The organism is Pseudomonas sp. 2FG, assembly GCF_005502935.1.
Taxonomy (GTDB): Bacteria; Pseudomonadota; Gammaproteobacteria; order Pseudomonadales; family Pseudomonadaceae; genus Aquipseudomonas.
Genome location: NZ_SCMP01000011.1, coordinates 75,992 through 100,911, shown reverse-complemented (window position 1 = coordinate 100,911; position 24,920 = coordinate 75,992). Strand labels below are relative to the sequence as shown.

The window sequence follows — 24,920 nt, the reverse complement described above, 5'->3', positions numbered from 1 at the left end:
TGCTGTTCGATGTAGGGGGGAACCCACCAATGGTGCTGGATGGTGGGTTTCACCCACCCTAGGGGCGGATCTCGATCAGGGTGCCATCTTTGACCAGACTCCAGATTTCCCGCATGTCGCTGTTCTTCATGGCGATACAGCCTTCGGTCCAATCCAGGGTATGGAAATACCACTCCGGGTATTCTTCATCCAATGGTGTGCCGTGGATCATGATCATGCCACCAGGCGGAACCCCTTCTTTGCGCGCGTTAGCCTGGTCGCGGATATTGGGGTAGGAGATGTGCATGGCCAGGTTGTATTTGTCACTGTTCTTGCGCCAGTCGATCCAATAGAAGCCTTCCGGAGTGCGGCGATCGCCCTCGCGCCGTTTGGCGCCTTCGGGTTGTTTGCCGAGAGACACGCGATAGGCCTTCAGTACTTCGCCGCGGCCCAGCAGCAGCAGTTTGCGCTCGGACTTCACCACTAAAACCTTGTCCACGGCTTTGCCATCGAGGGTCGGCGCGGCATTGGCGTGAGATAAAGCAGCAAAAGATAAACAGAGAACCGCTAAAAACCAGCGCATCGGAGCTATATCCCAGGTCTTCGGAGCCGCCATGGCGGTCAGGTTTTCTTGTAGTGCGCGCGCAAGGCCTCAATAGGCTCATTGCGCACGGGGTAGGTCTGCGCTACCCGGTCGGCAAAGAAGCATTCTAAGGTACGGCCCACCGTCGGGAAAGCCAGCTCTGACCAAGGGATGTCGCGTTCGTGGAACAATTTCACCTCCAAACTTTCAGCGCCGACGGCAAAGTCCAGGTCGACCAGCTCGGCGCGGAAAAATACATACACCTGGCTGATATGCGGCAGATCGAACAGGGTGTAGAGGCTCAGTCCTTGCACGCGGGCGCAGGCCTCTTCCAGCGTTTCCCGGGCGGCAGCTTGCTGCATGGTTTCGCCGTTCTCCATAAACCCGGCGGGGAGAGTCCAGTAGCCCCGGCGCGGCTCAATCGCGCGGCGGCAGAGGAGTACTTGCTCGCCCCACACCGGCACGCAGCCGGCGACGATTCGCGGATTCTGGTAATGGATGGTCTGGCACTCTGCACAGACGAAGCGCGGGCGGTCATCGCCCTCCGGAATGCGCTGCGTCACGGGGCTGCCGCACTGGCTACAAAATTTCATGCCGGATCCTCTGTGTTCATCGCTTATCTTGGCGCGCGCGTGGCCTTGGCGGCAAGCTGTCGAGGGGGCAAAGTCAAGCGCTTGAATGCTGCGACCGGGTGGCGCAGGGCTTGGGCGTGCCGGTTCTTTCATGCCATGATGCCGGGCAGAACAAGAGACCGAGAATGCCCATGCTCGATGAGCTACTCCAACGGGTGCGCAGCTATACGCCGCGCGTTCTGGAGACCGACCATAGCTTCCCAGAGGCGGCGGTGCTGGTGCCCATCACCCGCAGCGATGCGCCGGAACTGGTGCTGACTCTGCGCGCCAGTGGTCTGTCGACCCACGGTGGCGAAGTCGCCTTTCCGGGTGGGCGGCGTGACCCGGAAGATCGCGATCTGATCCACACCGCGCTGCGTGAGGCGCAGGAGGAGATCGGTCTGCCGGCGGGGTTGGTCGAAGTGATTGGTCCGCTCAGTAGCCTGGTGTCGCGGCACGGCATTCGGGTCACGCCTTATGTCGGCGTCGTCCCCGATTACGTCGAGTACCAGGCCAACGATGGCGAGATCGCCTCGGTCTTCACTGTGCCGCTGGCGTTCTTTCGCGACGATCCGCGGGAGATGACCCACCGCATCGACTACCTCGGACACAGCTGGTATGTGCCGAGTTATCGTTACGGTGAATATAAAATCTGGGGGCTGACCGCGATCATGGTGGTGGAGCTGGTCAATCTGCTTTACGACGCCGGGATCGCCCTGCATCAGCCTTCCGAATCCTTTATCAAGTTGGGCTGAAGGGTCGCAGTTTTGAGGACGACAGCATGAAATATCGCCTGGGGCAGTCGAGTGTCGAGGTGCATCCGGACAGCTGGGTTGCGCCGAATGCCACCCTGGTTGGCAAGGTCAGGCTCGAGCCGGGAGCCAGCGTCTGGTTCAACGCGGTGTTGCGGGGCGATAACGAGCTGATCCATATCGGCGAGAACAGCAACGTGCAGGACGGGGCGGTGATGCACACCGACATGGGCTACCCTCTGTCCATCGGCAAGGGCGTGACCATCGGCCATAACGCCATGCTGCATGGCTGCTCGGTCGGCGATTACAGCCTGATCGGGATCAACGCCGTGGTGCTCAACGGCGCCAAGATCGGCAAGTACTGCATCATCGGTGCTAACGCCTTGATTGGCGAAGGCAAGGAGATCCCGGACGGCTCTCTGGTGATGGGCTCGCCGGGTAAGGTGGTACGCGAGCTGACCGAGGCGCAGAAGAAAATGCTCGAAGCCAGCGCCACGCACTACGTACATAACGCCCAGCGCTACGCCCGTGATCTGGTCGAGCAGGACGCTTGATGGCCGTTGAACGGCCGGTGGCCTCGCCTTGTGTGAGTGTCTGTGCGCTGGACGATGCGGATATCTGTATCGGCTGCCAGCGCAACGTGGATGAAATCACCCGCTGGAGCCGCATGGATAACCGCGAGCGGCGCCAGGTGCTGAGCCTCTGCCTGGAGCGTGCCCGCGCCAATGGCCAGTTGTTGCTCGAGCCGACAAAACCTCTTTGATTGCCGACCCCCTTCATGTCTAAGGATGCTCCCATGCCCAGTATCGGAACCCCTTTGTCGCCGAGTGCGACGCGCGTCTTGCTCTGCGGCTCTGGCGAGCTGGGCAAGGAAGTGGTGATCGAGCTGCAGCGCCTGGGCGTTGAAGTGATTGCCGTCGACCGTTATGCCAATGCGCCGGCCATGCAGGTGGCACACCGCAGCCATGTCGTCGACATGCTCGACGGGGCGGCGCTGCGCGCGGTGATCGAGTTGGAGCAGCCGCACTACATAGTCCCGGAAATCGAAGCCATTGCCACCGCCACCTTGGCCGAGCTGGAGGCCGAAGGCTTCACCGTGATCCCCACGGCGCGTGCGGCGCAGTTGACCATGAATCGTGAAGGTATTCGCCGGCTGGCGGCGGAAGAGCTGGGCCTGCCGACTTCGCCTTACCGCTTTGCCGACTCGTTCCAAGAGTGTCAGGCGGCGGTTGAGGCGCTGGGCTTTCCGTGCCTGATCAAGCCGATCATGAGCTCCTCGGGCAAGGGCCAGTCGCTGCTGAAAAGCCTGGATGATCTGCAAACCGCTTGGGATTACGCCCAGGCCGGTGGCCGGGCGGGCAAGGGGCGGGTGATAGTCGAGGGTTTTATCGACTTCGACTACGAGATTGCCTTGCTCACCGTGCGGCATGTCGGCGGTACCACCTTCTGTCAGCCGGTCGGCCATCGCCAGGCCAAGGGCGATTATCAGGAGTCCTGGCAGCCGCAGGCGATGAGCCCGAAGGCGCGGGTCGAGGCCGAGCGGATTGCCCTGGCCGTCACCGGCTCCTTGGGAGGGCGCGGCTTGTTCGGCGTCGAACTGTTCGTCAAGGGTGACCAGGTGTGGTTCTGCGAAATTTCGCCCCGCCCGCACGATACCGGGCTGGTGACGCTGATTTCCCAGGACCTCTCCGAGTTTGCCCTGCATGCGCGGGCCATTCTGGGCCTGCCGATTCCGGCGATTCGTCAGCTCGGGCCCTCGGCTTCTGCTGTGGTGCTAGTCGAAGGCCAATCGAGGCAAACCAGTTTCGCCAACCTGGGCGCCGCCCTGAGCGAGCCGGATACCGCGCTGCGTCTGTTCGGTAAGCCCGAGGTCGACGGCCAGCGCCGCATGGGCGTGGCCCTAGCGCGTGATGAGTCGATCGAGGCCGCCCGAGCCAAGGCGACTCGCGCGGCGCAGGCGGTGACTGTCGCGTTTTGAGGTCTTGGCACGGCTGGGCCTGGTGGGCGGTCGCGTTTCCAGCTGCGCCGTTGCGTCTGTTGCTGTTCGGCGAGTCGACGGTAGCGGGGGGGGTGGCGCTTCTTGTCTGGGCTTTGCCTTGGCGGGGCAGCTGGCGAGCGCTCTGGCTGAGCGGCGGGGTAAGCGCGACACGACTATGAGGCTGTGAACGTCAGGCTCGGCAAGCCCGATTTCAGCCTGATTCGCTGTGCGGTCTGGACTGGGCGATTGGCGTGGGCCGCCAGACCCGCACGCTCTTCACCCGATTCTCCGTGGATTGCAGAATTTCCAGGCGATAAGGGCCGATCTTCAGACACACGGCGCTGTCTGGAATGCTTTCCAGGGCCTCGGTGATCAGGCCGTTGAGGGTCTTGGGGCCGTCACAGGGCAGGCTCCAGCCCAGCGCCTTGTTCACTTCGCGGATATAGGCGGCGCCGTCGATGACCTGGGTGCCGTCGTCTTGCGGGTGAATGTCCGGGCTGCGCAGGGCGTCCTGATTGCTGAAGTCGCCGACTATCTCTTCGAGGATATCTTCCAGGGTGACGATGCCGAGCACGTCACCGTACTCGTCGACGACTATGCCGATGCGCCGCTTGTGCTTCTGGAAGTTGACCAGTTGAGTCGACAGCGGCGTGCTTTCCGGGACGAAATAGGGCTCGTGGCTGGCTTGGCTGAGGGCTGCTTTAGTCAACTGATCGTGGGTCAGGAGGCGGGCGATCTGGCGCATATGGACCACGCCTTCGATCTGGTTGATGTCGTTGCGAAACACCGGCAAGCGCGTGTGGGGCGTGGTGCGCAGCTGGGTAATGATGTCTTCCAGAGGGTCTTCCAGGTTGATCCCGGCGACTTCGTTGCGCGGGATCATGATGTCGTTCACCGTGACGGTTTCCAGGTCGAGGATACCGAGCAGCATGCTCTGGCGGCTCTGCGGCAAGTCCTGGTTCGATTCGCGCACCACGATGCGCAGCTCTTCGGTGGTCAGGCCGTCATTGCGTTTGCTGGTCGTGTCGACACCCAATAGCTTGAGCAGGCCAATACTCACGCCATTGAGTAGCCACACCAGCGGCGAAAGGATCTTCAAGAGCAGCATCAGCGGCAGGCTGGTGGGGTAGGCGACCGCCTCAGGACGCAGGATGGCCAGCGTTTTCGGGGCGATCTCACCGAAGATCAGCAGGATGATGGTGAGGGCCACGATGGCAATCGCGATGCCGGCTTCACCCCACAACTGCATGGCCAGTGCGGTGGCGATCGCGGCGGCGAAAATGTTGACGAAGGTGTTGCCGACCAAAATGATCCCGAGCAGGCGATCCGGGCGATTGAGCAAGCTGCTGGCACGCTTGGCGCCACGATGCCCTTGCTTGGCCAAACTCCGCAGGCGGTAGCGGTTGAGGCTGAGCATGCCGGTTTCGGCGCTGGAGAAAAACGCCGAACAGGCAATCAGGAAGACCAGCAAGCCAATCAGGAACGCAGGATTTAAATCGTACACAGGCGACGACCTAGATGTGCAGAATGAATTCGCGTACTAGCTTGCTGCCGAAATACGCCAGCATCAGCAGGCAGAAGCCGGCCAGCGTCCAGCGAATGGCCTGGTGCCCGCGCCAACCGCGCTGATGCCGGCCCCACAGCAGCACGGCAAAAATCACCCAGGCCACGCCGGCGAGCAAGGTTTTGTGTGCCAGATGCTGGGCGAACAGATCTTCGAGGAACAGCCAGCCGGACAGCAGTGACAGCGACAGCAGTCCCCAGCCGGCCCAGAGGAAGCCGAACAGCAAGCTTTCCATGGTTTGTAGCGGCGGGAAGTTTTTGCTCAGGCCGGACGGGTGTTTATTCTTCAGCTGGTGATCCTGCAGCAGCAACAGCAACGACTGGAGTGCGGCGATGGTGAGCATGCCGTAAGCCAGGATCGACAGGAGGATATGCGCGAGGATGCCGGGCTCCTCGTCGATCACTTGCACGGTGCCGGCTGGAACGAAGAGCGCTAGCAAAACGGTTAAACAGCCCAGCGGGAACAGCAGCAGGAGCAGGTTTTCCACTGGAATCCGCGCGCACGCCAGCAGCGTCAAGAGGATCACCGCGGCGGTGATCAGGCTAGCGGCACTGAAGAAATCGAGGTTGAGACCGGCCGGGGTGATCAGCTGGATAAACAGGCTGAAGCCATGGGCGAACAGGGCGAGGACGCCGAGTAGGGTCAGCAGGCGTTTGTCCGGCGCTACGCGCTGGGACAGGCGAAGACCTTGGTAGGCCGTGGCGCCGGCATATAGGCAGGCGGCAGCGAGGCTGGGCAGCAGAGGGTGCATAAATCCTTGTAAGGCGAGCCCGAAAGGGCGTGAGTGTGGCATAAAACCGCCAATTCACGAAAGACCGCTGGCGGTGTCGGCGTTGCTGAGTCTTGGTTATAATCTGCCGCTTGCCGCAAGCTCAACCTCGGCTCTAGAGAGCCTGAAAGGAACGCGCATGTTCGAAAATCTTACCGACCGCCTCTCCCAGACCCTGCGTAATGTCACCGGCAAGGCCAAGCTGACCGAGGACAATATCAAGGACACCTTGCGTGAAGTGCGCATGGCCTTGCTCGAAGCCGACGTCGCGTTGCCGGTGGTCAAAGACTTCGTCAATAAGGTCAAAGACCGCGCAGTCGGCACAGAAGTATCTAAAAGCCTGACGCCGGGGCAGGCCTTCGTGAAGATCGTCCGCGCCGAGCTCGAAGAGCTGATGGGCGCGGCCAACGAAGATCTGGCGCTGAACACAACGCCACCTGCGGTCGTGTTGATGGCGGGCCTGCAAGGTGCGGGTAAGACCACCACGGTCGGCAAGCTGGCGCGCTTTCTGAAAGAGCGCAAGAAGAAGACGGTGATGGTGGTCTCGGCGGACGTTTACCGCCCGGCGGCGATCAAGCAGCTGGAAACCCTGGCCGCCGATATCGGCGTGACCTTCTTCCCCTCGGACCTCAGTCAGAAGCCGGTGGCTATCGCCGAGGCGGCGATCAAGGAAGCCAAGCTCAAGTTCATCGATGTCGTGCTCGTCGATACCGCCGGTCGCCTGCATATCGATGCCGAAATGATGGCCGAAATTCAGGCGGTGCACGCCGCGATCAAGCCGATCGAGACCCTGTTCGTGGTGGATGCCATGACCGGTCAGGACGCGGCCAACACCGCCAAGGCCTTCGGCGAGGCGCTGCCGCTGACCGGCGTAGTGCTGACCAAGGTCGACGGCGATGCTCGTGGCGGCGCAGCGCTGTCGGTGCGGGCGATTACCGGCAAGCCGATCAAATTCATCGGTATGGGCGAGAAGAGCGACGCGCTTGAGCCCTTCCATCCGGATCGTATCGCCTCGCGCATCCTCGGCATGGGCGATGTGCTCAGCCTGATCGAGCAGGCCGAGCAGAGCCTCGATCGTGAAAAAGCCGACAAGCTGGCGAAGAAGCTGAAGAAGGGCAAAGGCTTCGATCTGGAAGACTTCCGCGATCAGCTGCAACAGATGAAAAGCATGGGCGGCCTCGGTGGGCTGATGGACAAACTACCGAATATCGGTGGGGTCAACCTGGCGCAAATGGGTAACGCCCAGGGCGCGGCGGAGAAGCAGTTCAAGCAGATGGAAGCCATCATCAACTCGATGACTCCTGGCGAGCGGCGTGACCCGGATGTGATCAGCGGCTCGCGTAAGCGCCGCATCGCCATGGGATCCGGCACGCAAGTGCAGGACATTGGGCGGCTGATCAAGCAGCACAAACAGATGCAGAAAATGATGAAGAGGGTCACCGCCAAGGGCGGTATGGCCAAGATGATGCGCGGCATGGGCGGGATGTTTCCTGGCGGCATGCCGAAGATGTAAGGGGGCTGTCGATAGGCGGCTGAAAAAGAGATTTGCAAAAAGCTTGATAATCCTTAGAATATGCGGCCTTTCGGGCCTAGTGCCCAGCATGCATTTTTAGTTTTGCAGCACCGACTACAGGAACGATGTTCACATGGTAACCATCCGTCTTGCCCGTGGCGGCTCCAAGAAGCGCCCGTTTTACCACCTGACCGTGACCGACAGCCGCAATGCGCGCGACGGTCGTTTTGTTGAGCGTATTGGCTTCTTCAACCCGGTTGCCGCTGGTGGTGAAGTGCGTCTGTCCGTTGATCAAGAGCGCGCTACCTACTGGCTCGGCCAGGGCGCACAGCCGTCTGAGCGCGTTGCTCAGCTGCTCAAGGATGCCGCTAAGGCAGCAGCCTAAGCCGCATGAACGCGACGCCAGCTCCCGCCGATGATTTGATCGTCATCGGTAAGATTGTTTCGGTGCACGGTGTTCGCGGCGAGGTGAAGGTCTTTTCCTTTACCGATCCGATTGACAACCTGCTGGATTACCAACGCTGGACGCTTAGGCGTGACGGCGAGGTTCGACAGGTTGAGCTGGCCAGTGGACGCTTGCAGAACAAGGTCCTCGTGGCAAAGCTGAAGGGGCTCGATGACCGTGAAGAGGCACGCCTTCTCGCGGGTTTCGAAATTTGTGTGCTCCGCAGCTTGCTCCCAGATCTGACCGACGGCGAGTACTACTGGTACCAGCTGAAAGGTTTGAAGGTCATCGACCAGACCGGGCAATTGCTCGGGCGCATCGATCACCTGCTGGAAACTGGCGCTAATGATGTGATGGTGGTCAAGCCCTGCGCAGACAGCCTGGATGATCGTGAACGCTTGCTGCCCTACACGGCGCACTGTGTGTTGACGGTTGATCTGGCGGCCGGCGAGATACGGGTTGACTGGGATGCGGACTTTTAAGCAACTGGTTAGTAGGAATCATGGCTAGCCTGCGCGTCGAAGTCATCAGTCTGTTCCCGGAAATGTTTGCTGCCATCAGCGAATACGGCATTACCAGCCGCGCGGTGAAACAGGGGCTATTACAGCTGACCTGCTGGAATCCACGGAGCTACACCGAAGATCGCCACCAAACGGTGGATGATCGGCCTTTCGGTGGCGGTCCGGGCATGGTGATGAAGATCAAGCCTCTGGAAGGCGCCTTGGCGGATGCCAAGCAGGCCGCCGGAGAGAAGGCGAAGGTGATTTACCTGTCGCCGCAAGGCCGTCAACTGAAGCAGTCGGCGGTCCGCGAACTGGCGAAAGAGGAGGCTCTGATCCTCATCGCCGGGCGTTATGAAGGCATCGATGAGCGTTTCATTGAAGCGCATGTCGATGAAGAGTGGTCGATTGGTGACTATGTACTCTCCGGTGGCGAGCTGCCGGCGATGGTTCTGATCGATGCGGTGACGCGTCTGCTGCCCGGTGCACTGGGTCATGCGGATTCGGCCGAGGAAGACTCCTTTACGGATGGCTTGCTCGACTGCCCGCACTACACCCGACCGGAGGTGTATGCGGATAAGCGCGTTCCCGACGTGTTGCTCAGTGGCAATCACGCACATATCCGGCGTTGGCGTTTGCAGCAGTCCCTTGGTCGGACTAGTGAACGGCGCGCCGATCTTCTGGAAAGCCGCTCGCTTTCTGGAGAAGAGAAAAAGCTGTTGGCGGAATATCTCCGGCAACGGGACGATAGTTAACGTATCGATGGCAAACCAGTTGGTTTGTCTTAGGAGCACAGCATGACTAATAAAATTATTCTGGCACTCGAAGCAGAGCAGATGAGCAAAGTGATTCCTCCTTTTGCTCCGGGCGACACCGTAGTCGTTCAGGTTAAAGTGAAAGAAGGCGATCGTTCGCGTCTGCAAGCGTTCGAAGGCGTAGTAATCGCCAAGCGTAACCGTGGTGTGAACAGTGCTTTCACCGTTCGTAAAATCTCCAACGGTGTTGGCGTTGAGCGTACCTTCCAGACTTACAGCCCGCTGGTTGACAGCCTGGCTGTGAAGCGTCGCGGTGACGTACGTAAAGCCAAGCTTTACTACCTGCGCGACCTGTCCGGCAAGGCAGCACGCATCAAGGAAAAACTGGCTTAATCCCAGTTTTCTTTGCGAAAAAAGCAGCCCAAGGGCTGCTTTTTTCGTTTTTGGCGCCCGCTAACCGGCGGGTTCTATCTGCCGATCTGGCAGCGCGATAAAAACGATAAAGCCCGCAGCGCGGCGCCGCCGCCTTTGCTTCGAGGTTGGTCAGGAAAAGAATTCCACTGATAGAATCAGATTAACAATCAAAACGGAGCTGTGAAGATGGACGGAGAAGCATTGGTAAAGCTGGGCCTGGCATTGGCTGTGGCTTACTTCTTGGTGTTAAGGCCGGTGCTTTCGTATCTGTCTAATCGGATGATCGTTGCCAGCGTTGCTGCCGAGCTGAAGGCCCAGTGTGGCGACCAGGAACTCGTGAAAGAGGTCTGTTTTAGCGAGTTCGGCATGGGCCATATCCTGGGCATGAAATCCAGCTTTCCGAAGAGCACCATGCGGTCGGCCATGATTACTGCATCACTCTTGGCCGAGGTCGCTCTAAGTGAACAATTCTCGAAAGAAACTAGGGGGCGCTGCCATGAGTTCCTACGAGATCGGCTTGGTCGCTTCTATGCAAATCCGCTGGCCGTTGGTTCGATCATTCGGCCTGGCGACGTCAACATCCTAAGGGAAAAGTACGACCAAGCTTCCCAGGCGCTCGCATAGCCTCAGAGGTCAAGGGCGTTGGTGATTGGCTCGTCAGCGTGTCCTCCGACCGCATCGATTTCAAGCATCCGATCCCCGCCGGCTCCATCGTCGAGCTGGTTGGCCGGGTGGTGAAGGTCGGCAATACCAGCCTCAAGGTTGAGGTCGAGGTGTTCGTCGAGAGTATGTCCAGTGACGGCCGCGAAAAGGCCATCGGTGGTCTGTTCAGCTTCGTTGCCATCGATGAAGAGAAGAAGCCGGTGCCGGTGCTGCCGGAGCCGGCGGCGCAGCCCAGCGTGGCGGCTTGAGGGGGTTTCCCTCTCCCTAAAGGGAGAGGGAGTAAAGCAGGCTTCAGGGCCGCAGGCTGATCTTCAGCGAGGCCTGTGACAAGTCGAAGTCCTGCAGGCTCAGGTTGCCGAAGCTCTGCCCCTGGGGGGCGCCGGCTATGCGGATATTGTCGAAGCGCAACTCACCGATGGAGCTGGGCAGGCGCACATTCAGCGAGCCATCCGCATTGATGATCGACGTGAGTTTGCTGGTGTCGTAGCGCACATCAGCCATCGAGGTTTCCGCTTCCAGGCTATTCAGCACCGGCATCACCAGCTTGGCCAATTGGCTGACGGTGCCAAGTCCGTCGCCGCTTTCGGCCTGCATAAACAAGCCCGGCAAGACAGCGTCCAAGCCTTGGGCGCTGACATCACTCATCTCCAGGTCGCTCAAGGGTTGCAAACCGCGCGGGATCTCCTGGCGGCTGATGCTGCTGGGTGGTTGGCGATGAATATCCGCGCTGGCCATTTGGAAAGGGCTGAGCAGGGCGGCGACTAGCGTGGCGGCGATGCGTAGATTGCTTTGTTTCTTCAGGGCTTTAGTCAGCTGCCGCTCGGTCAGCAGACCTTGTTCGAGCAGAATCTCACCGAGGCGCTTGTGGCTGGTGAGTTGCAGTTGAATGGCCCCCTCCAGTTGGGCGGGGCTGATCAATCCCTTGTTGAGCAGGATCTGGCCAAGGCGTGAGCGCTGTTGATTAGACATGGGATGGGTCCATCCAGTTGTAGTGGCGTGATGCAATCACGATCCCGCGGCAGATGGCTGTCACCCACCCAAGGTGGCGAGCCTTGCCGCGTTTGGGGTTGAGCGCTGTTACCCAGGCTGTTTCCGTTCCACTCGGCGCCCTGGCATAAGGCTAGCCGGGTATGAAAGACTAGCAAACCGAATGCCGCCGTCTGGTTCGCATGCCTGCTATCGACCATCCACTGATCGACCACTTTCTCGATGCCCTATGGCTGGAGAAGGGTCTGTCAGAACATACCCGTTCGGCCTATCGCAGCGACCTCGCGCACTTCAACGGCTGGTTGCAGGAGCGTGGCCTGCAATTGCCGGCAGCCGGCCGCGAGGTGATCCTCGATCACCTGGCCTGGCGTCTGCATGCCGGCTATGTGGCCCGCTCTACCGCGCGCTTTCTCTCCGGGTTGCGCGGCTTCTACCGTTTTCTCCTGCGGGAAAACCTGATCGCGACCGATCCGACCTTGCAGGTGGAAATGCCACAACTGGGGCGGCCGCTGCCTAAATCCTTATCCGAGGCCGATGTCGAAGCGCTGCTGGCGGCTCCGGATTTCGGCGAGCCGATCGGCCTGCGCGACCGTGCCATGCTCGAAGTGCTGTACGCCTGTGGTTTGCGGGTGACCGAACTGATCAGCCTGACCCTGGAGCAGGTCAACCTGCGCCAAGGTGTGCTGCGGGTCTTTGGTAAGGGCAACAAGGAGCGGCTGGTGCCGCTGGGTGAAGAGGCGATTGTCTGGGTCGAGCGCTATGTGCGCGAGGCGCGGCCCTTTCTGCTGGATGGCAAGCCGAGCGATGTGCTGTTCCCCAGCCAGCGAGGCGAGCAGATGACCCGACAGACCTTCTGGTATCGGATCAAGCATCAGGCCAAGGTCGCCGGGATCGCTAAATCGCTGTCGCCGCACACCTTACGGCATGCCTTTGCCACGCATCTGCTCAATCATGGCGCGGACCTGCGCGTGGTGCAGATGCTGCTCGGCCACAGCGATCTGTCGACCACGCAGATTTACACCCACGTCGCCCGGGCACGCCTGCAGGAGTTGCACGCGCAACACCACCCGCGCGGCTGAGACGCCCGTCCGACCTGCTGCGGTCGGCCTGCAAAGGCTTCTATGGTAGGCTTCGTCCACTGCTGTACCGTCCGCCGCTCGACAGGAGTACCCATGCGCGTGACCCGAATTTTCGCCGCCGTAGCCCTCGGCTTGGCCAGCACTCTGGCTCTGGCTGCCGATCCCGATCAGGCCATCCGCAAGACCCTGCAGTCGCTGCAACCTGACATGGCAATCGAGGCGATTGCGGAAAGCAGCATGCCCGGTCTCTTTCAGATTCAACTGAAGGGCGGGCGTTTGCTGTATGCCAGTGCCGATGGCCAGTTCATCATTCAAGGCTATCTGTTCCAGTTCAAGGACGGTGAGGCGGTCAACCTGACGGAAAAAGCCGAAAGCCGCTCCATCGCCAAGGAAGTCAATGCGATTCCGCTGAGCGAGATGGTGGTGTTTGCGCCGAAAGCTCCGAGAACCCATATCACCGTGTTCACCGATACCGACTGCGGCTACTGCCAGAAGCTGCATAGCGAAGTGCCGGAGCTGAACCGTCGGGGGGTCGAAGTGCGTTATGTCGCCTTCCCGCGGCAGGGCTTGGGTAGCCACGGTTACAACACCCTGGTCAGCGTCTGGTGCGCGAAGGACCGCCAAGCGGCGATGAACCTGGCCAAGAGTCGCGAAGAACTGCCAGCCGCGCAGTGTGAAAACCCGGTGGCCAAGCAGTTCCAACTGGGGCAGATGATTGGGGTGAATGGCACTCCGGCCATCGTCCTGGCTAACGGCCAACTGATTCCGGGCTATCAGCCAGCCCCGCAACTGGCCAAAATAGCGCTAGAGGCTAAGTGATCCGCGCCTGGCGCTGGATTGACTAATAGAGAGCCGCTTCGTAAGGTGCGGCTCTTTTCTACGGCCGGAGCTTGCTCCGGCCGTTTTACGCAGTGCAGATGGGGAGTTCAGTGTGAAACCGGTCAAAGTAGGCATCTGTGGGCTGGGTACCGTCGGTGGCGGTACCTTCAACGTGCTCAAGCGCAACGCCGAGGAAATCGCGCGGCGTGCTGGGCGTGGCATCGAAGTGGCGCAGATTGCCCTGCGCTCGCAGAACCCCCAGTGCGACATTACCGGTACACCCATTACCCAGGATGTCTTCGAGGTTGCCAGCAACCCCGAGATCGAGGTGGTCATCGAGCTGATCGGTGGCTATACCATCGCCCGCGAGCTGGTGCTCAAGGCCATCGAGAATGGCAAGCACGTGGTCACCGCGAACAAGGCGCTGATCGCCGTGCATGGCAACGAAATCTTCGCCAAGGCCCGCGAGAAGGGCGTCATAGTCGCCTTCGAAGCCGCGGTGGCCGGCGGCATCCCGGTGATCAAGGCGATTCGTGAGGGCCTGGCCGGCAACCGCATCAACTGGGTGGCTGGGATCATCAACGGCACCGGCAACTTCATCCTCACCGAAATGCGCGAGAAGGGCCGCGCCTTTGAAGATGTGCTGAAAGAAGCTCAGGAACTGGGCTATGCCGAAGCCGACCCGACCTTCGATGTCGAAGGTATCGACGCCGCGCATAAGCTGACCATCCTCGCGTCCATTGCCTTCGGTATCCCGCTGCAGTTCGACAAGGCCTACACCGAAGGCATCACCCAGCTGACCACCGCCGACGTCAACTACGCCGAAGCCCTGGGCTACCGCATCAAGCACCTGGGCGTGGCGCGTAGCACCGCGGCCGGCATCGAGCTGCGCGTGCACCCGACCCTGATCCCGGCCGACCGCCTGATCGCCAACGTCAACGGCGTGATGAACGCGGTGATGGTCAATGGTGACGCCGCCGGCAGCACCCTATTCTACGGCGCCGGCGCCGGCATGGAGCCGACCGCTTCGTCGGTGGTGGCCGACCTGGTCGACGTGGTGCGGGCGCTGACCACCGACCCGGAAAACCGCGTACCGCACCTGGCCTTCCAGCCGGATTCGCTGTCCGCCCACCCGATCCTGCCGATCGAGGCCTGCGAGAGCGCCTACTACCTGCGCATCCAGGCCAAGGATCACCCGGGTGTGTTGGCCCAGGTGGCGACCATCCTCTCCGAGCGCGGGATCAACATCGAATCGATCATGCAGAAGGAAGTCGAAGAACATGACGGCCTGGTGCCGATGATCCTGGTCACGCATCGCGTGCAAGAGCAACGCATGAACGACGCCATCGCCGCCCTGGAAGCCCTCAGCGATGTGGTCGGCAGTGTGGTACGGATTCGTGTCGAGCAACTGAGCTGAGGTAGAAGAATATGCGTTATATCAGTACCCGCGGCCAGGCTCCGGCCCTGAATTTCGAAGATGTGCTGCTGGCTGGCCTGGCCAGCGACGGCGGCCTGTATGTACCGGAAAACCTGCCGCGCTTCAGCGTCGAAGAGATCGCCTCCTGGGCCGGTCTGCCGTACCACGAACTGGCGTTCCGGGTGATGCGCCCGTTCGTCACCGGCAGCATCCCGGATGCCGACTTCAAGAAGATCCTGGAAGAAACCTATTCTTCAGGCGGGGGCGTGTTCGCCCACAACGCCGTGGCGCCGCTGCGCCAGTTGAATGGCAACGAATGGGTGCTGGAGCTGTTCCACGGCCCGACCCTGGCGTTCAAGGACTTCGCCCTGCAACTGCTCGGCCGCCTGCTCGATTACGTGCTGGAGAAGCGCGGCGAGCGCGTGGTGATCCTCGGTGCCACCTCCGGTGATACCGGCTCGGCGGCCATCGAGGGTTGCCGTCGTTGCGACAACGTCGACATCTTCATCCTCCACCCGCACAACCGGGTCTCGGACGTGCAGCGCCGGCAGATGACCACCATCCTCGGCGAGAACATCCACAACATCGCCGTCGAAGGCAACTTCGACGACTGCCAGGAGATGGTCAAGGACAGCTTCGCCGACCAAGGCTTCCTCAAAGGCACGCGGCTGGTGGCGGTGAATTCGATCAACTGGGCGCGGATCATGGCCCAGATCGTCTACTACTTCCATGCCGCCTTGCAGCTCGGCGGCCCGGCGCGCTCCATCGCATTCTCGGTGCCGACCGGCAACTTCGGCGACATCTTCGCTGGCTACCTGGCACGCAACATGGGCCTGCCGATCAGCCAGCTGATAGTCGCGACCAACCGCAACGACATCCTGCACCGCTTCATGAGCGGCAATCAGTACGTGAAGGACACCCTGCACCCGACCCTGTCGCCGTCGATGGACATCATGGTCTCCTCGAACTTCGAGCGCCTGCTGTTCGACCTGCACGGCCGCAATGGCGCCGCTATCGCTGAGCTGATGGCCACGTTCAAACAGGGCGGCGGTTTCAGCGTCGAAGAAGATCGCTGGGTCGAGGCGCGCAAGCTGTTCGACTCCCTCGCGGTTAACGACGCAGAAACCTGCGAAACCATCGCCCAGGTGTTCGAGGAGTGCGGCGAGCTGCTCGACCCGCACACCGCCATCGGCGTCAAAGCCGCACGCGATTGCCGCCGCAGCCTGGCCACCCCGATGGTGGTGCTCGGCACCGCGCACCCGGTGAAATTCCCCGAGGCGGTGGTCAAGGCCGGTGTCGGCCAGGCCCCGGTACTGCCGGCGCACCTGACCGACCTGTTCGAGCGGGAAGAGCGTTGCACCGTATTGGCCAATGACTTGAAGGCGATTCAGGGCTTTGTCAGCCAGCATGGCAACCGCGGCAAGCCGCTGTAAGTACGTTTACCTGATGCGGTAAAAGAAAAGGCCAGCTACCGGAAGGAGCTGGCCTTTTTAAATAGGAAACCCAGCTGGGTTATTCGCTTCCCAAGAAAACGCGGATCGGCTGTTAGATGGCGCCTTCGCTGCGCAGGGCAGCGATTCGTTCTGTGTTGTAACCCAGTGCCTCCAGCACCTGGGCATTGTGCTCACCCAATTCCGGCCCCACCCAGTCGGCCGAGCCCGGTGTCTCCGACAGTTTGGGCACTATCCCTGGCATCTTGAAGGGCTTGCCATCCGGCAGCTTGGCGGACAGAAACATCTCGCGGGCGAGAAACTGCGGGTCGGCGAACATATCTTCTGCGGAGTAGATGCGACTGGCCGGCACCTCAGCGCTGCTCAGCGTGCTCAATACCAGGTCCAACGGCAGCGAGCCGACCCAGCGGTCGATCACCCCGTACAGCTCATCACGGCGCGCATCGCGGCCGTCATTGCTGGCGAGGCTCGGGTCATCCGCCAGGTCCGGGCGGCCGATGGCGAGCATAAAGCGTTTGAAGATCGCGTCACCGTTGGCGCCAATCTGCACATGCTTGCCATCCAAGCTGGTGTGGATCGAGGAGGGGGTGATGCCGGGCATGATATTGCCCGTCCTCTCCCGCACGAAGCCGAATACGTCGAACTCCGGCACCAGGCTTTCCATCATGGCGAAGATCGCCTCGTACAGCGCGACATCGACCACCTGGCCCTGGCCGCCATTCACTTCGCGGTGCCGTAGCGCCATCAAGGCACCTATCACGCCCCAGAGGGCGGCAATCGAGTCGCCGATGGAGATGCCGGTGCGCACCGGCGGCCTATCCTCGAAACCGGTGATATAGCGCAGCCCGCCCATGGCTTCGCCGACCGCACCGAAGCCGGGTTGGTCCTTCATCGGGCCGGTTTGGCCGAAGCCGGAGAGGCGCACCATCACCAGTTTCGGGTTCAGGGCGTGGAGCACGTCCCAGCCGAGGCCGAGTTTTTCCAGCACGCCGGGGCGGAAGTTCTCGATCAGGATGTCCGCTTCGGCGATTAGTTTCTTGAGGATCGCTTGCCCTTCCGGGTGCTTGAGATTGAGCGTCAGCGATTTCTTGTTGCGCGCCTGCACGAACCACCACAGCGAGGTGCCCTCGTAGAGCTTGCGCCATTTGCGCAGCGGATCGCCGCCATCCGGCGATTCGACTTTGATCACCTCGGCGCCGAACTCGGCGCAGATGCGCGAGGCGAACGGGCCGGCGATCAGGGTGCCGAGCTCGATGACTTTCAGGCCGGCGAGGGGTTTGGTGGCAAGGTTCATGGGTGTACCCGTGCATCAGACAGTGGCCGCGACTCTAACCTGCACGGGACGCTTGGGGTAGACTTGCCGCCTTTCCCCGTACCTAGAAGCCCGTTCATGGCCCAGCCTTCCACGACCTATAAAGTCGACCTCAATCTCACCGATCTGGACCGCGGGGTGTATGCGACGTCGCGTCTGACCATCGCTCGCCACCCGTCCGAAACCGAAGAGCGTATGACCGTGCGCCTGCTGGCCTATGCCCTCTGGTACAACGAGCAACTGGCGTTCGGCCGCGGCCTGTCCGACGTGGATGAGCCGGCGCTGTGGGAAAAGAGCCTGGATGGGCGCGTGCTGCACTGGATCGAAGTCGGCCTGCCGGACGTCGATCGCCTGACCTGGTGCTCGCGCCGCACCGAGCGCACCAGCCTGCTGGCCTATGGCAGCGTGCGCGTGTGGCAGAGCAAGGTGGTCGATGCGGTCAAGACGCTGAAAAACGTCAATATCGCCACCGTGCCGCAGGAAGCCCTGGAGGCGCTGGCCAAAGACATGCCGCGCAGCATCAGTTGGGCGGTGATGATCAGCGAAGGCACGATTTTCGTCACCGACGATCGTGGCCAGCATGAGGTGCAGTTGGAATGGTTGATGGGTGATCGCGGCTGAGGTGATCCATCCCCTCTCCCTTCAGGGAGAGGGTTAGGGAGAGGGCTTGCGCAGAGCGTTGCCCTCTCCACCAGCCCCTCCCCCTGAAGGGGGAGGGGAGTAAAAGCACCGAAATCGAGTGAGTCCATGCGTATCGAACCCCGCCCGCTGCCCCCGTCCCTGCCCAACCTGGGCGATCTGCCGCCGCTTTTGACCCGCCTCTACGCCGCCCGGGGCGTGCAGTCGGCCGCTGAGCTGGATAAAGGCCTGGCGCGGCTGATTCCCTATCGGCAGCTCAAAGGCATCGACGCTGCCATCGACTTGCTGGTGCTGGCGCTGGAGCAGGGTCAGCGCATCTTGATCGTCGGCGACTTCGATGCCGATGGTGCCACCGCCAGCACGGTCGGCCTGCTCGGCCTGCGCCAGCTCGGTGCGGCGCATGTCGATTACCTGGTGCCGAATCGATTTGAATATGGCTATGGCCTGACCCCGGAAATCGTCGCAGTCGCGCTGGAGCGCCAGCCACAGCTGTTAGTGACCGTGGACAACGGTATTTCCAGTGTCGAAGGTGTCGCGGCGGCGAAAGCCGCTGGCCTGAGCGTGCTGGTTACCGATCACCACTTGCCCGGCCATGAGCTGCCAGCGGCGGACGCCATCGTCAATCCCAACCAGCATGGCTGCGACTTCCCGAGTAAGGCGCTGGCCGGTGTCGGGGTGATCTTCTATGTGCTGCTGGCGCTGCGCGCACGGCTGCGTGAGCTGGACTGGTTCAACCGGACTCAGCTGCAAGAGCCGAACCTGGCCGAGCTACTCGATCTGGTCGCGCTCGGCAGCGTTGCCGACGTGGTGCCGCTGGATGCCAACAACCGCATCCTGGTGCATCAGGGCTTGGCGCGTATTCGTGCTGGTCGCGCGCGGCCGGGCTTGCGGGCGATCCTGGAAGTGGCGGGGCGCCAGCCCGAGCGCATCACCGCCACCGACCTTGGCTTCATCCTCGGCCCGCGTTTGAACGCGGCCGGGCGGCTGGACGACATGAGTCTCGGCATCGAGTGCCTGCTCTGTGACGACGAAGTGCTGGCACGCGAGATGGCGGTACAGCTCGATCAGCTGAATCAGGACCGCAAGGCCATCGAGCAAGGCATGCAGCGCGAAGCGCTGGCCCAGCTCAAGGATCTGCCGGTCGAGGCCATGCCGTTCGGCCTCTGCCTGTTCGAGCCGGATTGGCACCAAGGCGTGATCGGCATCCTCGCCTCGCGGTTGAAGGAGCGCTACCACCGCCCGACCATCGCCTTCGCCGATGCCGGTGACGGCGTGCTGAAAGGCTCGGCCCGTTCGGTGCCGGGCTTCCATGTGCGCGATGCGCTGGACGCGGTGGCGGCCAAGCATCCGGGGTTGATCAGCAAGTTCGGCGGGCATGCGATGGCGGCTGGCCTGTCGCTGCCGCAGGAGCACTTCGGGGCCTTTGCCGCGGCCTTCGATGCCGAGGTGCGGCGTCAGCTCGATGAGGACGATCTGACCGGCCGGCTGCTCTCCGATGGCGCCCTGGCGGTGGAGGAGTTTCACCTGGAGCTGGCCCGCGCCCTGCGCAATGCCGGCCCCTGGGGCCAGCACTTTCCGGAGCCGCTGTTCCACGGGGTGTTCCAGTTGGTGCAGCAGCGCATAGTCGGCGAGCGGCACCTGAAAGTCGTGCTGAAAAGCGAATGCGGGGCGCTGCAGCTGGACGGTATCGCCTTCGGTATCGACCGCGAGCTGTGGCCGAACCCGACGGTGCGCTGGGTCGAGCTGGCTTACAAACTCGACGTCAACGAATACCGCGGCAATGAAAGCGTGCAACTGCTGATCGCGCATATCGCCCCGCGCTGAGCCCGCGGGTTTTTAACGCAGCATGAGCAAGCGCAGCAGATATTGAACAGGTTCTTAGTTGGTCAGAGCGGCCAAGGGTACTTGTGAACCATCGGCCAGGGCGCGTTCGCTGACATCGCGCCAGCGGCTCAGCCGCTGTGCGGGCTGGCTGACCCTCTGGGGCGCCTTGGCGAGGAAGACCCCCCGATTGTTGAAGGCGTAGACCGGGAGCAGGTCCCGGCGTTCGCTGGCCGGTTTTATCTGCGCCTGCCGGTTGTCGAGGATCAATGGCTGGGCTGTCGGGCTCGGGTAGTAGGCCAGCACCATATGCGCCTGAGCTTCCTGAAACCGTTCGAGCGCTTTGACGGAGGTCAGGCGCAGTTTTTCGCTGGGGACACCCATGCGCACCAGGGTGAAGTATTTGGCGATGGCGAAGTCCTCGCAGTCGCCCATGCCGCGGCTCAGGGTTTGCGCCGGCGTCGCCCAGTAGTCGTACTCGCCCCAGATGGCCCGATCGCTGGCATAAACGACCGAGCGATTGATAAAACCGTTCACTTCCACCAGCTTGGCACGCTCGTCGAGCGCCGTGCCGTGCTCGATCAGCGCGTTCCAACTGGTGAGCGTCGCTTCGCCGACCGCGAGGCTCAGGGCTGACGGCTGCTGGGCCGGGCTATCGGCGTGGCTCAGGCTGCCAGCCAGACAGAGCAAGGCGAGCGTCGTCTGCAGCCCGCGCAGGGCAAACAAAGGGGTGCCGGTTTTTTTCGGGAGGCGTGGCGGGGTCATGGTCTTTACAGGGAAAGGGATCGAACGGCCGGCGGCCTTTATAACCTTAACTCCGCTTCCTGTGGGGCGTGCAAGGCGACAAATCGCCAATGCCGGGGCAGGTTTGTGATGCTGAACACTGAATGGCGCCCCTTAGCCGACGAACAGTCGGGTTGGGCGGGAACCGGCCAGCCTTCGCCAGTCACTGGCGAAGGCTGGTGCTGCAGGCTTTACCAGCCCAGCTGCTTGTTGAAGCCGAGGGCGTCGTAGTAGTCGCCCTGGTAGGCGATCTTGCCGTCCTTGATGCGGATGAAACTGACCCCTTCGAACTTCAGCGGTTTGTTGGTGGCCGGTGACTCGGCACTCCAGGCGCCGCTGTTGGTGCCGCTGAACACCCATTGGAAGGCGATGCCATCGGCGCTGACGATCGGCGCGCCGGTCATCTTCCAGGTCAGGTCCGGCACGGCAGTCACGAACACCTTGATCACGTTGTCGCGGGCGGCGGCTTTGCCTTTCTGTGGCGTACCGACGGTGATGTCGAGGTACTCGGCATCCTCTGCGAGGAAGGTCGCCGCCTTGTCCACATCGTGGGCATTCCAGGCGGCCATGTAGCCGTCGACTATGGCCTTGGCATCGTCCGCGGCCTGGGCCAGGCCGGCCATGGTGCAAAGCATGAGGAAGCCGATACTGCGGAGGGTGGTTTTCATTGTTATTGCTCCAGCTGATTTTTGGGGGTGAACGCATCGGAGCGATCTGAGCGTTGCGCGCGCCGGGCGGGCTAGGCGAAAACCAGCGAGAACGCGGAGCGTACTGCAGTACGTGAGCAGTTCGAGCTGGTTTTCAACAACGCCCGCACAAGTGCGCAGCGTTCAGATCAGTGTTTGAACATCACATGGCGAATGCTGGTGTAGTCCTCCAGGCCGTACATCGACATGTCCTTGCCGTAGCCGGAGAGCTTCTGCCCGCCGTGGGGCATTTCGCTGACCAGCATGAAGTGCGTGTTGACCCAGGTGCAGCCGTACTGCAGGCGCGCAGCCAGGCGGTGGGCGCGGCCGACATCGCCGGTCCACACCGAGGAGGCCAGGCCGTAGTCGGAGTCGTTGGCCCAGGCCAGTGCCTGCGCCTCATCGTCGAACGGGGTGACCGAGACCACCGGGCCGAACACTTCGCGCTGGACGATTTCGTCGTCCTGGCGCGCACCGGCCAACACGGTGGGCTCGAAGAAGAAACCGGCACCAGGGACTGCCTTACCGCCGGTGACTACCTCGATATGCGCTTGCGCGCCGGCGCGCTCGACGAAGCCGCTGGCGCGCTCACGGTGTTGCGCGGTGATCAGCGGGCCGAGCTCGGTGCTCGGGTCGTTCTGCAGGCCGTATTTGATGCTGCCGACCGCGGCGCCCAGTTCGGCGACGAATTTCTCGTAGATGCCTTTCTGCGCATAGATCCGGCAGGCCGCGGTGCAGTCCTGGCCGGCGTTGTAGAAGCCGAAGGTGCGGATGCCTTGCACCGCTGCGGCGATGTCGGCGTCGTTGAAGATCAGCACCGGCGCCTTGCCGCCCAGCTCCATGTGCATGCGTTTCACCGAGCTGGCGGTGCTGGAGATGATGTTCGAGCCGGTGGCCACCGAGCCGGTCAGCGACACCATGCGCACTTTCGGGTGGGTCACCAGCGGGCTGCCAACGCTCGGGCCGCGGCCGAAGACCACGTTGACCACGCCAGCGGGGAAGATTTCGGCGATGAATTCGGCCAGTTTCAGGGCGGTCAGCGGCGTCTGTTCGGACGGCTTGAGCACCACGGTATTGCCCGCGGCCAGAGCCGGGCCGAGCTTCCAGGCGGCCATCATCAGCGGGTAGTTCCACGGCGCAATGGACGCCACGACACCAATAGGATCGCGGCGGATCATCGAGGTGTGGCCGGGCAGGTATTCACCGGCCGCGGAGCCGCTCATGCAGCGGCTGGCCCCGGCGAAGAAGCGGAACACATCGGCAATGGCCGGGATCTCGTCGTTCAGCGCCGCGGCGTAGGGCTTGCCGCAGTTGTCCGATTCCAGCTTGGCCAGTTCTTCGGCATGGGCTTCGATCTTGTCGGCCAGGCGCAGCAGCAGCAAGGCGCGGTCTTTCGGGGAGGTCTGCGACCAGCTGTCGAAGGCGGCGTCGGCGGCGCGCACTGCGGCATCGACCTGCTCGCTGCTGGCTTCATTGATGTGCAGCAGCGGGGCGCCGAGGGCGGGGTTGAGTACCGGCTGGCTGGCGCCTGCACCGTCGACCAGTTGGCCATTGATCAGCAGTTTGCTTTGCATTGCGAAATCCTCTGGTTAGGGTTTCTACGAATTCTGTTGTTTAAGCCCCTCTCCCCTTGGGAGAGGGGGTACTTGGTTATTTGCCGCCGCTGCCGGCGACACTTTCACCGCCCTTGGTCAGGTAATAGGCGCCGAGGATCGGCAGCATGGTCACCAGCATCACCAGCATCGCGACCACGTTGGTCACCGGCACATCACGCGGCCGGCTCAACTGGTTCAGCAGCCACAGCGGCAGGGTGCGCTCGTGGCCGGCGGTGAAGGTGGTGACGATGATTTCGTCGAACGACAGGGCGAACGCCAGCATGCCGCCGGCCAGCAAGGCCGAGCCGAGGTTCGGCAGGATAATGTAGCGGAAGGTCTGCCAGCCGTCGGCGCCGAGGTCCATCGAGGCTTCGATCAGGCTGTACGAGGTGCGGCGAAAGCGCGCGATCACGTTGTTGTAGACGATCACCACGCAGAAGGTCGCGTGGCCGAGGATGATGGTGAACACCCCCGGCTCGATCCCCAGGGTCTTGAAGGCCGAGAGCAGGGCGATGCCGGTGACGATGCCGGGCAGGGCAATCGGCAGGATCAGCATCAGCGAGATGCTTTCCTTGCCGAAGAAGTCGCGGCGGTATAGCGCGGCGGCGGCCAAGGTACCCAGCAGCATGGCAATCAGGGTGGCGAGGCAGGCGATCTGCAGCGACAGCTTGATCGACTCGAGCACATCCGCGCGGGCGAAGGCCACGCTGAACCAGTGCAGGGTGAAGCCCTGCGGCGGGAAGCTGAAGGCGGCATCTTCGGTATTGAAGGCGTAGATGAAGATGATCAGGATCGGGAAGTGCAGGAATAGCAACCCACCCCAGGCGGCCAGTTTTAGGCCTAGAGAAGCTTTTTCAGAGTGCATCGAAGGCCCCCAGACGTTTGACGATGGCGAGGTAGATGGCGATCAGCACGATCGGCACCAGGGTGAACGCGGCGGCCATCGGCATGTTGCCGACCGCGCCCTGCTGGACGTAGACCATGCTGCCGATGAAGAAACCGGGCGGACCGACCAGTTGCGGCACGATGAAGTCGCCCAGGGTGAGGGAAAACGTGAAGATCGAGCCGGCGGCGATGCCCGGGATCGACAGCGGCAGAATCACCTGCACGAAGGTCTGCCAGGGGCGTGCGCCGAGGTCGGCGGAGGCCTGCAGCAGGGACGGTGGCAGACGTTCCAGCGCGGCCTGGATCGGCAGAATCATGAACGGCAGCCAGATGTAGACGAACACCAGGAAGCGCCCCAGGTGCGAGGTCGACAAGGTGCTGCCGCCGACGCCGGGAATGCCGAGGATAAATTCGAGTAGCGGTTGCAGCCCCAGGCTCTGGACGAACCACTGCGCCACGCCACCCTTGGCCAGCAGCAGGGTCCAGGCGTAGGCCTTGACGATGTAGCTGGCCCACATCGGCATCATCACCGCGATGTAGAAGAACGCCTTGGTCTTGCCCGTGGTGTAGCGCGCCATGTAGTAGGCGATGGGGAAGGCCAGCATCGCGCTGGCCAGCGACACGGCAACCGCCATGCCCAGGGTGCGCAGGATGATGTCGTAGTTGGCCGGGTTGAACAGGGCCACCAGATTGGCCAGGGTCAGCTCCGGCGTCACCGTCATGGTGAAGTCGTCGAAGGTGTAGAGGCCTTGCCAGAGCAGGGTCAGCAGTGAACCGAAATAGATCGCGCCAAACCACAACAGCGGCGGTACCAGCAGCAGCGCCAGGTACAGGTTCGGCTTGCGATACAGCAGGTTGGACAGGCGGTGCAGCGGGCCATGGCGGGGCCGCGGTGCCTGGGCATTCAGCGATAGCTCCAT

At 62.0% G+C, this 24,920-nt stretch carries 27 protein-coding genes and 1 pseudogene; 17 read left to right on the top strand and 11 right to left on the bottom strand.

The window, feature by feature from the left end; all coding sequences use genetic code 11:
* Positions 1–58 precede the first annotated feature (58 nt).
* Together FFS13_RS12995 and FFS13_RS12990 are read right to left on the bottom strand one after the other, a co-directional pair.
* A complete protein-coding gene (locus FFS13_RS12995) occupies positions 59–562 on the bottom strand; it encodes a murein L,D-transpeptidase family protein (RefSeq protein WP_137819514.1) in 504 nt (167 codons plus the stop codon).
* 38 nt (positions 563–600) lie between these two features.
* On the bottom strand, positions 601–1,155 hold the full coding sequence (locus FFS13_RS12990) for an NUDIX hydrolase (protein ID WP_137819513.1): 555 nt from the start codon (positions 1,153–1,155) through the stop codon (positions 601–603).
* A 170-nt stretch (positions 1,156–1,325) separates the two neighbouring features.
* On the opposite strand from FFS13_RS12990, the gene FFS13_RS12985 reads away from it, so the two are divergent.
* Genes FFS13_RS12985 through purT form a run of 4 tightly spaced genes read left to right on the top strand, consistent with a single transcriptional unit; the run spans position 1,326 to position 3,903 of the window.
* The gene (locus tag FFS13_RS12985) at positions 1,326–1,928 is read left to right on the top strand and encodes a CoA pyrophosphatase (RefSeq protein WP_137819581.1); all 603 of its coding nucleotides are present in this window, start codon (positions 1,326–1,328) and stop codon (positions 1,926–1,928) included.
* Positions 1,929–1,954: 26 nt separating this feature from the next.
* Positions 1,955–2,479 (top strand): gamma carbonic anhydrase family protein, encoded by a 525-nt coding sequence (locus tag FFS13_RS12980; protein ID WP_137819512.1) that lies wholly within the window; start codon positions 1,955–1,957, stop codon positions 2,477–2,479.
* A complete protein-coding gene (locus tag FFS13_RS12975) occupies positions 2,476–2,688 on the top strand; it encodes a DUF1289 domain-containing protein (protein ID WP_137819511.1) in 213 nt (70 codons plus the stop codon). The genes FFS13_RS12980 and FFS13_RS12975 overlap by 4 nt, the downstream gene beginning before the upstream one ends.
* A gap of 33 nt (positions 2,689–2,721) precedes the next feature.
* Positions 2,722–3,903, top strand: coding sequence for a formate-dependent phosphoribosylglycinamide formyltransferase (gene purT, locus FFS13_RS12970; RefSeq protein WP_137819510.1), 1,182 nt, complete (start codon positions 2,722–2,724; stop codon positions 3,901–3,903).
* A 211-nt stretch (positions 3,904–4,114) separates the two neighbouring features.
* On the opposite strand, the gene FFS13_RS12965 is transcribed toward purT, so the two are convergent.
* Together FFS13_RS12965 and FFS13_RS12960 are read right to left on the bottom strand one after the other, a co-directional pair.
* Entirely contained in the window at positions 4,115–5,407 is a 1,293-nt protein-coding gene (locus tag FFS13_RS12965; RefSeq protein ID WP_137819509.1) for an HlyC/CorC family transporter, read from the bottom strand.
* A 10-nt stretch (positions 5,408–5,417) separates the two neighbouring features.
* Positions 5,418–6,218, bottom strand: coding sequence for an inner membrane protein YpjD (locus tag FFS13_RS12960; RefSeq protein ID WP_137819508.1), 801 nt, complete (start codon positions 6,216–6,218; stop codon positions 5,418–5,420).
* Positions 6,219–6,375: 157 nt separating this feature from the next.
* On the opposite strand from FFS13_RS12960, the gene ffh reads away from it, so the two are divergent.
* The 7 genes and pseudogenes from ffh to FFS13_RS12925 all read left to right on the top strand — a co-directional run.
* A complete protein-coding gene (ffh, locus tag FFS13_RS12955) occupies positions 6,376–7,749 on the top strand; it encodes a signal recognition particle protein (protein WP_137819507.1) in 1,374 nt (457 codons plus the stop codon).
* A 133-nt stretch (positions 7,750–7,882) separates the two neighbouring features.
* Positions 7,883–8,134 (top strand): 30S ribosomal protein S16, encoded by a 252-nt coding sequence (rpsP, locus tag FFS13_RS12950; RefSeq protein WP_119955922.1) that lies wholly within the window; start codon positions 7,883–7,885, stop codon positions 8,132–8,134.
* Positions 8,135–8,139: 5 nt separating this feature from the next.
* Complete coding sequence (gene rimM / locus FFS13_RS12945) at positions 8,140–8,676, top strand: ribosome maturation factor RimM (RefSeq protein WP_137819506.1); 537 nt, start codon at positions 8,140–8,142, stop codon at positions 8,674–8,676.
* 20 nt (positions 8,677–8,696) lie between these two features.
* The gene (gene trmD, locus FFS13_RS12940) at positions 8,697–9,449 is read left to right on the top strand and encodes a tRNA (guanosine(37)-N1)-methyltransferase TrmD (protein WP_137819505.1); all 753 of its coding nucleotides are present in this window, start codon (positions 8,697–8,699) and stop codon (positions 9,447–9,449) included.
* A gap of 42 nt (positions 9,450–9,491) precedes the next feature.
* Positions 9,492–9,842 (top strand): 50S ribosomal protein L19, encoded by a 351-nt coding sequence (gene rplS, locus FFS13_RS12935; protein WP_137819504.1) that lies wholly within the window; start codon positions 9,492–9,494, stop codon positions 9,840–9,842.
* Between the two features lie 207 nt (positions 9,843–10,049).
* Positions 10,050–10,487 carry a hypothetical protein gene (locus FFS13_RS12930; RefSeq protein ID WP_137819503.1) on the top strand — a complete coding sequence of 146 codons (438 nt, stop codon included), beginning with the start codon at positions 10,050–10,052 and terminating at the stop codon, positions 10,485–10,487.
* Between the two features lie 29 nt (positions 10,488–10,516).
* Positions 10,517–10,774: pseudogene (locus FFS13_RS12925) on the top strand (acyl-CoA thioesterase); the annotation flags it as partial.
* A gap of 43 nt (positions 10,775–10,817) precedes the next feature.
* Here FFS13_RS12925 and FFS13_RS12920 read toward each other — a convergent pair.
* Positions 10,818–11,495: a hypothetical protein gene (locus tag FFS13_RS12920; RefSeq protein WP_137819501.1), complete on the bottom strand. Its 678-nt coding sequence runs from the start codon at positions 11,493–11,495 to the stop codon at positions 10,818–10,820.
* Positions 11,496–11,695: 200 nt separating this feature from the next.
* Between FFS13_RS12920 and xerD the strand changes: the two genes are divergently transcribed.
* From xerD to thrC, 4 genes are all read left to right on the top strand, one after another.
* Entirely contained in the window at positions 11,696–12,592 is an 897-nt protein-coding gene (gene xerD, locus FFS13_RS12915) for a site-specific tyrosine recombinase XerD (RefSeq protein WP_137819500.1), read from the top strand.
* Positions 12,593–12,685: 93 nt separating this feature from the next.
* Positions 12,686–13,411 carry a DsbC family protein gene (locus FFS13_RS12910; protein WP_137819499.1) on the top strand — a complete coding sequence of 242 codons (726 nt, stop codon included), beginning with the start codon at positions 12,686–12,688 and terminating at the stop codon, positions 13,409–13,411.
* Between the two features lie 112 nt (positions 13,412–13,523).
* On the top strand, positions 13,524–14,828 hold the full coding sequence (locus FFS13_RS12905; RefSeq protein WP_137819498.1) for a homoserine dehydrogenase: 1,305 nt from the start codon (positions 13,524–13,526) through the stop codon (positions 14,826–14,828).
* An 11-nt stretch (positions 14,829–14,839) separates the two neighbouring features.
* Positions 14,840–16,261 (top strand): threonine synthase, encoded by a 1,422-nt coding sequence (gene thrC / locus FFS13_RS12900; protein ID WP_137819497.1) that lies wholly within the window; start codon positions 14,840–14,842, stop codon positions 16,259–16,261.
* A gap of 112 nt (positions 16,262–16,373) precedes the next feature.
* Here thrC and FFS13_RS12895 read toward each other — a convergent pair whose 3' ends face one another.
* Positions 16,374–17,573 carry a CaiB/BaiF CoA-transferase family protein gene (locus tag FFS13_RS12895; protein ID WP_137819496.1) on the bottom strand — a complete coding sequence of 400 codons (1,200 nt, stop codon included), beginning with the start codon at positions 17,571–17,573 and terminating at the stop codon, positions 16,374–16,376.
* A 96-nt stretch (positions 17,574–17,669) separates the two neighbouring features.
* Between FFS13_RS12895 and FFS13_RS12890 the strand changes: the two genes are divergently transcribed.
* Entirely contained in the window at positions 17,670–18,212 is a 543-nt protein-coding gene (locus tag FFS13_RS12890; RefSeq protein WP_137819495.1) for a YaeQ family protein, read from the top strand.
* Between the two features lie 126 nt (positions 18,213–18,338).
* Positions 18,339–20,054 carry a single-stranded-DNA-specific exonuclease RecJ gene (gene recJ / locus FFS13_RS12885; RefSeq protein ID WP_137819494.1) on the top strand — a complete coding sequence of 572 codons (1,716 nt, stop codon included), beginning with the start codon at positions 18,339–18,341 and terminating at the stop codon, positions 20,052–20,054.
* Between the two features lie 54 nt (positions 20,055–20,108).
* Here recJ and FFS13_RS12880 read toward each other — a convergent pair whose 3' ends face one another.
* The 5 genes from FFS13_RS12880 to FFS13_RS12860 all read right to left on the bottom strand — a co-directional run bounded on the left by FFS13_RS12880 (position 20,109) and on the right by FFS13_RS12860 (position 24,920).
* Positions 20,109–20,816 carry a transglutaminase-like cysteine peptidase gene (locus FFS13_RS12880; RefSeq protein ID WP_137819493.1) on the bottom strand — a complete coding sequence of 236 codons (708 nt, stop codon included), beginning with the start codon at positions 20,814–20,816 and terminating at the stop codon, positions 20,109–20,111.
* Positions 20,817–21,025: 209 nt separating this feature from the next.
* A complete protein-coding gene (locus tag FFS13_RS12875) occupies positions 21,026–21,502 on the bottom strand; it encodes an ester cyclase (RefSeq protein WP_137819492.1) in 477 nt (158 codons plus the stop codon).
* Positions 21,503–21,669: 167 nt separating this feature from the next.
* Positions 21,670–23,094: a gamma-aminobutyraldehyde dehydrogenase gene (locus FFS13_RS12870; RefSeq protein ID WP_137819491.1), complete on the bottom strand. Its 1,425-nt coding sequence runs from the start codon at positions 23,092–23,094 to the stop codon at positions 21,670–21,672.
* A gap of 76 nt (positions 23,095–23,170) precedes the next feature.
* Complete coding sequence (locus tag FFS13_RS12865) at positions 23,171–23,980, bottom strand: ABC transporter permease (RefSeq protein ID WP_137819490.1); 810 nt, start codon at positions 23,978–23,980, stop codon at positions 23,171–23,173.
* A complete protein-coding gene (locus tag FFS13_RS12860) occupies positions 23,970–24,920 on the bottom strand; it encodes an ABC transporter permease (RefSeq protein ID WP_137819489.1) in 951 nt (316 codons plus the stop codon). The genes FFS13_RS12865 and FFS13_RS12860 overlap by 11 nt, the downstream gene beginning before the upstream one ends.